9 protein-coding genes are annotated in these 7,514 nt (G+C 62.4%); 7 read left to right on the forward strand and 2 right to left on the reverse strand.

Annotated elements, in window-relative coordinates; all coding sequences use genetic code 11:
* The first annotated feature begins 96 nt into the window (after positions 1-96).
* Genes rfbC through rfbA form a run of 4 tightly spaced genes read left to right on the forward strand, consistent with a single transcriptional unit; the run spans position 97 to position 3,541 of the window.
* On the forward strand, positions 97-657 hold the full coding sequence (gene rfbC / locus VZ95_RS06485; RefSeq protein WP_045775133.1) for a dTDP-4-dehydrorhamnose 3,5-epimerase: 561 nt from the start codon (positions 97-99) through the stop codon (positions 655-657).
* Between the two features lie 15 nt (positions 658-672).
* Positions 673-1,740, forward strand: a complete 1,068-nt coding sequence (gene rfbB / locus VZ95_RS06490; RefSeq protein ID WP_045775134.1) for a dTDP-glucose 4,6-dehydratase — start codon at positions 673-675, stop codon at positions 1,738-1,740.
* The gene (gene rfbD, locus VZ95_RS06495; protein WP_045775135.1) at positions 1,737-2,657 is read left to right on the forward strand and encodes a dTDP-4-dehydrorhamnose reductase; all 921 of its coding nucleotides are present in this window, start codon (positions 1,737-1,739) and stop codon (positions 2,655-2,657) included. Before rfbB ends, rfbD begins: the two co-directional genes overlap by 4 nt.
* On the forward strand, positions 2,654-3,541 hold the full coding sequence (rfbA, locus tag VZ95_RS06500; protein WP_045775136.1) for a glucose-1-phosphate thymidylyltransferase RfbA: 888 nt from the start codon (positions 2,654-2,656) through the stop codon (positions 3,539-3,541). The genes rfbD and rfbA overlap by 4 nt, the downstream gene beginning before the upstream one ends.
* Here rfbA and VZ95_RS06505 read toward each other — a convergent pair.
* Complete coding sequence (locus VZ95_RS06505; protein WP_156995116.1) at positions 3,536-4,579, reverse strand: glycosyltransferase family 2 protein; 1,044 nt, start codon at positions 4,577-4,579, stop codon at positions 3,536-3,538. The genes rfbA and VZ95_RS06505 overlap by 6 nt on opposite strands.
* Before the next feature lie 103 nt (positions 4,580-4,682).
* Between VZ95_RS06505 and VZ95_RS06510 the strand changes: the two genes are divergently transcribed.
* Positions 4,683-5,528, forward strand: a complete 846-nt coding sequence (locus VZ95_RS06510) for a fumarylacetoacetate hydrolase family protein (protein ID WP_045775137.1) — start codon at positions 4,683-4,685, stop codon at positions 5,526-5,528.
* Positions 5,529-5,532: 4 nt separating this feature from the next.
* Positions 5,533-6,420 (forward strand): DMT family transporter, encoded by an 888-nt coding sequence (locus VZ95_RS06515; RefSeq protein ID WP_045775138.1) that lies wholly within the window; start codon positions 5,533-5,535, stop codon positions 6,418-6,420.
* Here the strand turns inward: VZ95_RS06515 and VZ95_RS06520 are convergent.
* Positions 6,353-7,120: a DUF1194 domain-containing protein gene (locus tag VZ95_RS06520; RefSeq protein WP_052711540.1), complete on the reverse strand. Its 768-nt coding sequence runs from the start codon at positions 7,118-7,120 to the stop codon at positions 6,353-6,355. The genes VZ95_RS06515 and VZ95_RS06520 overlap by 68 nt on opposite strands.
* 127 nt (positions 7,121-7,247) lie before the next feature.
* Here VZ95_RS06520 and VZ95_RS06525 point away from each other — a divergent pair.
* Positions 7,248-7,514 (forward strand): NAD(P)H-hydrate epimerase (locus tag VZ95_RS06525; RefSeq protein ID WP_045775139.1); only part of this gene is annotated, 267 nt, incomplete at its 3' end.

Here is a 7,514-nt window from a genome sequence, read left to right on the forward strand (position 1 = left end):
AATCAACATGAGTTTCGTGTTTTATATCCGCAACCGCACGAATTGACCATCTGCCGAGGGGGCCGCTATAAGCAGCCGTCCAAGTCAGAGTGAAACATGCAGATCACCGATACAAAAATTCCCGCCGTTAAACGCATTGTGCCGAAAAAACATGGGGATGCGCGCGGTTATTTCATGGAAACCTTTTCTGAACCGCGCTTTGCCGAAGCCGGGATTATCGAGCGCTGGGTTCAAGATAATCAGTCGCTCTCGAAACCCCAGGGCACCGTGCGCGGGTTGCATTTCCAGATTGCGCCTGCGGGACAGGCAAAGCTGATCCGCGTTTTGCAGGGGGCCATTCTCGATGTCGCGGTCGATCTGCGCCACGGCTCGCCCAGCTTTGGCCAGCATGTCGCCGTGGAATTGACCGCCGAGGGCGGCGAGCAGCTTTATGTTCCGGTCGGCTTCGCGCACGGTTTCTGTACCTTGGTGCCTGATACGGCGGTGGCCTATAAGGTGAGCCATGTTTACGCCCCGGCAGAAGATCGCGGGTTGCGCTGGAACGATCCGGCGCTCGGGATCGATTGGCCAGTGACGGCGGCGACCGCGCTGCTGTCGCCGAAAGACACGCAGCAGCCACTTCTCGCCGATCTGCCCGTCCTTTTCACCTACGCCTAAGCCAGGAGCGCCTTTATGAACACGATCATCGTTACCGGCGGCGCAGGGTTCATCGGCTCAGCGGTCATCCGCCATATCCTGACCCAGACCGACGCCCGCGTAGTGAACCTCGATAAGCTGACCTACGCGGCGAACCTGGATAGCCTTGCCGCGCTGAGCGATACCGACCGCTATAGCTTCGAGCAGGCCGATATTACCGACCGCGCGGCGATGGACCGGATTATCGCGGCCTACAAGCCCGACGCGATTATGCATCTTGCCGCCGAAAGCCATGTGGACCGCTCGATTGATGGCCCGGCGGCTTTCATTCAAACCAATATCATCGGCACTTTTACGCTGCTGGAAGCCGCGCTCGCCTTTTGGCGCACGCTGCCCGAGGACAAGCAGGCGGCCTTCCGCTTTCACCATATCTCGACCGATGAAGTCTTCGGCACTTTGGGCGACGAGGGGCTGTTTACCGAAGAAACGCCTTACGCGCCCAACTCGCCCTATTCGGCCAGCAAGGCGTCGTCCGACCATCTCGTGCGGGCGTGGCACCATACCTATAAGCTGCCGGTCGTGACCTCCAACTGCTCGAATAATTACGGCCCGTGGCAGTTCCCGGAAAAGCTCATTCCGTTGATGATTATCAACGCGCTAAAGGGTAAGCCGCTGCCGGTCTATGGGCAGGGAACCAATGTGCGCGACTGGCTACACGTGGAAGACCATGCCCGCGCGCTCTGGACGATCCTCACCACGGGCGTGCCGGGCGAGAGCTATAACGTCGGCGGCAATTCCGAGCGCAAGAATATCGACGTGGTGACGGCGATCTGCGATCTGGTCGATAAGCTCGAAGCGCCGCTGCCCTCGGGCCAGCCGCGCCGGTCGCTGATTACCCATGTCACCGACCGTCCCGGCCACGATGCGCGTTACGCCATCGACGCCAGCAAGATCAAGGCCGAACTGGCCTGGGAGCCACAAGAGACCTTCGATTCCGGGCTTGAATCGACCGTGCGCTGGTATCTCGACAATCCCGATTGGTGGGAAAAACTGTCGAATGTCTATGCGGGCGACCGGTTGGGCCTGAAGAAAGCCGCCTCATGAGCCAAACGGTTCTGATTTTCGGCGCGAACGGGCAAGTCGGGCGCGAGTTGCAGCGGGTGGCTTGGCCTGCGTCCTTAACGCCCGTGAGCCTCGCGCGGCCCGAGGGCGATGTAACTCGCCCCGAGGCGATTGCGGCTGCCGTCGCGCAGCATAATCCCGTCGCCCTGGTCAATGCCGCCGCCTATACCGCCGTCGATAAGGCGGAAACCGAAGCCGAGGCGGCTTTTGCCATCAACCGGGACGGGGCCGCCAATCTGGCGCGCGCCGCCGCGGCCGCCGCTGTGCCGCTGATCCATATTTCAACCGATTATGTCTTCGACGGCAGCAAGCCGGGGGCCTATGCGCCGTCCGATCCGGTCGCGCCCCTGGGCGTCTACGGCCAGTCGAAAGAGGCGGGGGAACGGGCGATCCGGGCGGCGGCGGAAAAACACGTCATTCTGCGCACGGCCTGGGTTTTTGGCCCATACGGGCATAATTTCGTCAAAACCATGCTGCGCTTGGCGGCCGCCCGGCCGGAATTGCGCGTGGTCGCCGATCAACGCGGCTGCCCCACCCCGGCGACGGCGATTGCGGACGCGATTGCGCAAATAACGGCGGCCTTGCTGAATGGCTCAACCGCTTACGGAACCTACCATTTCGCCGGGCGCGCGCCGGTCTCCTGGCACGGGTTCGCCGAAGCGATTTTTGCGGAAGGGCAGCGCTACGGCTGGCCGGTGCCGAAGGTTCACGCCATCACCACCGAAGATTTTCCAACGCCTGCACGCCGCCCCGCCAATTCCGTGCTCGATTGCAGCGCATTGACTGCGGCGTTCGGCATTATGCCCGCCGATTGGCGTCTGGGATTGATCGATATGTTGGCCGAATGCCGGGACGAAATTGGGGCTAATTTCGCCGCCTTGAGTGAGGAAAAGCGATGAAGGGTATCATTCTGGCGGGCGGCTCGGGCACGCGGCTGTATCCCGTCACGTTGGCGGTCTCGAAGCAACTCCTGCCGGTTTACGATAAGCCGATGATCTATTATCCGCTGTCGATTCTGATGCTGGCCGGAATCCGCGATATTCTGGTGATTACGACGCCCCACGATGCGGCGCAGTTCAAAACCCTGCTGGGCGATGGCAGCCAGTGGGGCCTTGCCATCTCCTACGCCCAGCAGCCGAAGCCGGAAGGGCTGGCGCAAGCGTTCCTGATTGGCGAAGACTTCATTGCGGGCGATCCCTGCGCCCTGGTGCTCGGCGATAATATCTACTTCGGCCACGATCTCGAACCGATGCTGCTGTCGGCCGTGGAGCGCCAAAGCGGGGCCACCGTGTTCGGCTACCATGTGCGCGACCCTGAACGCTACGGCGTGGTCGAGTTCGACGCGGCAGGCACCGCTATTTCCATCGAGGAAAAGCCGAAGCAGCCGAAAAGCAATTACGCCGTCACCGGGCTCTATTTCTATGATGCCGAGGTGGTCGCTCTCGCCAAGCAAGTGCGCCCTTCGGCGCGCGGCGAGCTCGAAATCACCGATCTCAACCGCCTTTATCTGGAGCGCGGCACCCTTACCGTCGAGCGCATGGGCCGGGGTTACGCTTGGTTCGACACGGGCACCCACGATAGCCTTTTGCAAGCGGGCGAGTTCGTGCGCACGGTCGAAGAGCGCCAGGGCCTGAAAATCTCCTGCCCTGAGGAAATCGCCTGGCGCAAGGGCTTTATCGATGCGGCCCAGGTGCGTAAACTGGCCGGACCGATGGCAAAGAACGGTTACGGGCAGTATCTGTTGCGGATGATCGAAGGTGAGGTTACAGCCTCTCCGCTATAGCAACTTCGCGCGCCGCTGAAGCAGGGCCATCGGGCTCCAACTCAGCACGCGCGCAATCGCCAAGGTCGAAGCTTTGCGCTCGGCCTGAAGTTTCCGGCGGTCGGACCAGAAGGGGGCGAGGCCTTTGACGCCGTCGAAACTGGCCTTCAGCACAACCCAAATCGCGCTCGGTTTTTTCAGCAGCAGGCAGCGCAGCAGCAGCAGCGGCAGATAGGTCAGCAGCGTCACCGCCAGAATTGGCCCCGGCATATTCTTGGCGATCAGCCAGATTTGATTGCGGTAGCCGTGGTAGAGCGAAAACACGCTATGCGCCCCGCCCGAGGTTGCGCCGCCCACATGCTCCACCCGCGCCCGGTTCGACTGCCAAACGCGCCCGCCCGCGAGCCGCAGGCGGAAGCACAGGTCCACATCCTCGCCGTAGCAAAAGAAGCGCTCATCGAAGCCGCCCAAGCGCTCGAACCAATCGCGGCGGATCATCATGGCGGCGGCGCAGGCGGCGAAGCTTTCGCCTGCGGGCACGGGTACGGGCAGGGGTTTACGGCACCCGCCGCGCCAGGCGAAACCGTAGGGGGAAAAGCAATCGCCCAAGCCATCGGCGCGGCTGGGATCGGCGCTCATCACCTGGGTCGAGCCGAAGGCGGCATATTCGCCATGAACGGTGGCTTCATCGAGCAGCAGTTCCAGCCAGTCGGAGGCGGGGAAAGCGTCCGGGTTCAGCATGACCAGCCAGGGGGCGGACGCTCCGGCGGCAGCCTGATTGTTCCCGGCGGCGAAGCCGAGGTTCTTGCCTGTGCGCAGGATGGTGAGGCGCGGATCATGCGGCAACCCTTCCAACGAGCCATCGATGGAGCCGTTATCGACGATCACCGCCTCGAAGTCGCGGAAGCTTTGCGCCAGCAAGGCCGCAAGGCAGCGGGCCAGATCGGTGCCGCCATTGTAATTGACGATCATCACCCGAATTTGCGGACTTCCGGAAATCTGGATCAGGGCTTCCCGGTCGGGTGAGTGCGGCGGCGCGGCGGTTGAAGCCAAAGTCACAGGAATCCTCGTCGTGTAGCAAGCCGGGGCATCTTTCCTTTTCGCGGCACCCTGCGCAAGATCGTTTACACCAAATTAAATCTTAGGTTTCTGGAGAGACGCAATGAAGCTGGTGCGCTGGGGCCTGGATGGGCAGGAAAAGCCGGGAATTCTGGATCAGGGCGGCGCAATCCGCGACCTATCGTCGGTCATTCCTGATATCAGCCATTCAATTTTATCCGATTCCGGGCTGGACGCGCTGCGCCGCCTCAATCTCGCGCCGCTGCCGGTCGTGCCTGCCGAAACCCGCCTGGGCGTGCCTTTCGCCGGGACCGGCAAGATTATCGCCATCGGCCTCAATTACGCCGATCACGCTGAAGAAGCCGGATTGAAGCCCCCCGCCGAGCCGATTGTGTTCCAAAAAGCCACCTCGTCGCTATGCGGGCCGACCGACGCGCTGGAAATCCCGCGTGGATCGCTGAAGACCGATTGGGAAATCGAACTGGGCGTCGTTATCGGTCGCCGGGCGAAATATATCACCGAGGCCGAGGCCCTCGATTATGTGGCAGGCTATTGCACCACCAACGATGTCTCGGAACGCCACCTGCAAACCGAGCGCGGCGGGCAATGGACCAAGGGTAAGAGCCACGATACTTTCTGCCCGGTCGGCCCCTGGCTGGTCACGCGCGATGAGGTTCCCGATCCGCAGGCGCTTCAGCTTTGGTGCGATGTCGATGGGCACCGCTATCAGAATGGCACCACGGCCCGGATGATCTTCAGCGTCGCCCATATTATCGCTTATCTCAGCCAGATGATGACGCTGCTGCCGGGCGATCTGATCGTCACCGGCACGCCACCCGGCGTTGGCATGGGGATCAAACCCGCGCCGGTATTCCTGAAGCCGGGGCAAATCGTTGAATGCGAAGTGGTCGGCCTCGGCGCGCAACGGCATCTGACGGTTTCGGCCTAGCTCGATGAAAAGCGCAAGCGCGGTCGATTACGCCCTGCCGCTCCTCACGGTCTTGCTCTGGTCGGGCAATACCGTGGTGATGCGGGCGGCGGTCGGGGTCATCGATCCCGAAACGATCCTGGCCTACCGTTGGGTTTTGGCCGCGCTGGTGATGTTCCCCTTCGTTGCCCGGCAGCTCTACCAATATCGGTCGGTCATTTGGCAGAATATCGGCAAGCTCGCGGGTCTTGGCTTGCTCGGCATGGTGCTCTACCAGGGCTGCGGCTATTACGCCGCGCAAACGACGACCGCCACCAATATGGGTATCATCACATCGTTGGTGCCGCTCATCACCTTCGGCTTCAGCGCGCTTCTCTTGGGCGAAAAGCCCGGCTGGGCCACGGCGGCGGGCGGGGTTTTGTCGCTGGCCGGGCTTGCGGTGCTGATCGGGCAGGGCCAGCCGCTGCAAATTCTCTCCGGCGGGTTTCACCTCGGCGACGGCATTATGCTGATCGGGGGGCTCTGTTATGGGGTCTATAATGTTATGCTGCGGCGTTGGGCCGTGCCGATCCCGGTATGGCCGTCGCTCTATATTCAGATCCTGGCCGCGATTGTCGTGCTGGTGCCGCTCTATCTGCTGACGCCAACCCTGCCCGTGACCTTGGCTGCTGTGCCGATCATCCTCTATTCCGCGCTGCCGCTCTCGATTCTCGCGCCGATGCTGTGGATGCTGGCGATTGCCCGGCTGGGGGCTAACCGCAGCAGCATGTTCATGAACCTCGTGCCAATTTTTACCGCCGTGATCGCCACGATAATGCTGGATGAGAAACTCTATGCCTATCACCTCATCGGCGGGTTGTTGACGCTGTCGGGCGTTCTGCTGGCCCAGGTGGCGCGAGGGCGGCCAAGCTAAGCGGGCGCTGGGGCGCTTGCGCGACAGGAACCGACAGCTCGCGGATCAATTTCTGCCGAATGGCCTGGGTGAAATCGGCATAATCGGCGGCGCGCAGCACGAAGGATTCCGGCCCGCCGACCAGGGCCGTGCGGTAATAATCCTCCAAATCCGGCTCCTCATTGACGATGGCGAGCCCGTTCAGGGTGATTCCCGCTTTCAAGGCCGCGTTGCGCACGGGGGCCAGCGACCGCCCCAGGTTCTGCGCGCCATCGCCGGAAATATCGATGATCTTGCGGTCGCCTTTGAACGGCGCGCTTTGAATCATGCGCACGGCAACCGAGAGGGCATTGCCCAGGGCGGTGCCGCCGCCATCGATCAGGCGCGGCGTGGTATCGATCTCTTCGGCCAGTTTCACGGCATCCTCGGCGCTGCGCAGAACCCGCCACGGCACGCCGACGCGCTGCCAATTCGGGTCCGACCATTCCATCAGCGCCACGGCAACCGCGCGCTTCGGGCCGCTGACAATGGCGCTCTGAACCTCCGCATCCCGAAACGCTGCCGCCAGACCTTCCATCTGCAAGGCGAACTCGGCCCGGTCGACGCTCGATGAACTATCGACCGCCAGCACGAGCAGCGCATCCACCTCCGGCGGCGCGGCGCGGGCCGGGAGCGTCAGAACAGTCAGCGACGCCGCAAAAATCCAATGCCGAAGGGCCAAAGTCTCTCTCCTTACCTTTGGCGCGCTTGTGCCAGGGCTTCGCGGCGAAATTAGGGTGCGCCTAGCCTGTGGCAAGCGCATATCATCTTCGCCGCATGCGAGAATCCATTTCAGTGAGGCTTCCGATTTGACCGCGTCTCCTATTGTCTCCGGGCTGATTGACCTTTTCACCGCCGCGCAAATGGCACAGGTGGATGCAAAGGCCGTCGAAGCCGGGCTTTCCGTCGAACACCTCATGGCGCGGGCCGGGCAGGCGGTCGCGGCGGCAATTATGGCGCGCTGGAGCCCACGCCCGACACTCCTGCTCTGCGGCCCCGGTAATAATGGCGGCGACGGTTGGGTCGCGGCCAGCGCGTTGGCGGAAGCCGGGTGGCCGGTTCGCATCGTGTCGATC

This window comes from Elstera litoralis, assembly GCF_000963705.1.
Lineage (GTDB): Bacteria > Pseudomonadota > Alphaproteobacteria > Elsterales > Elsteraceae > Elstera > Elstera litoralis.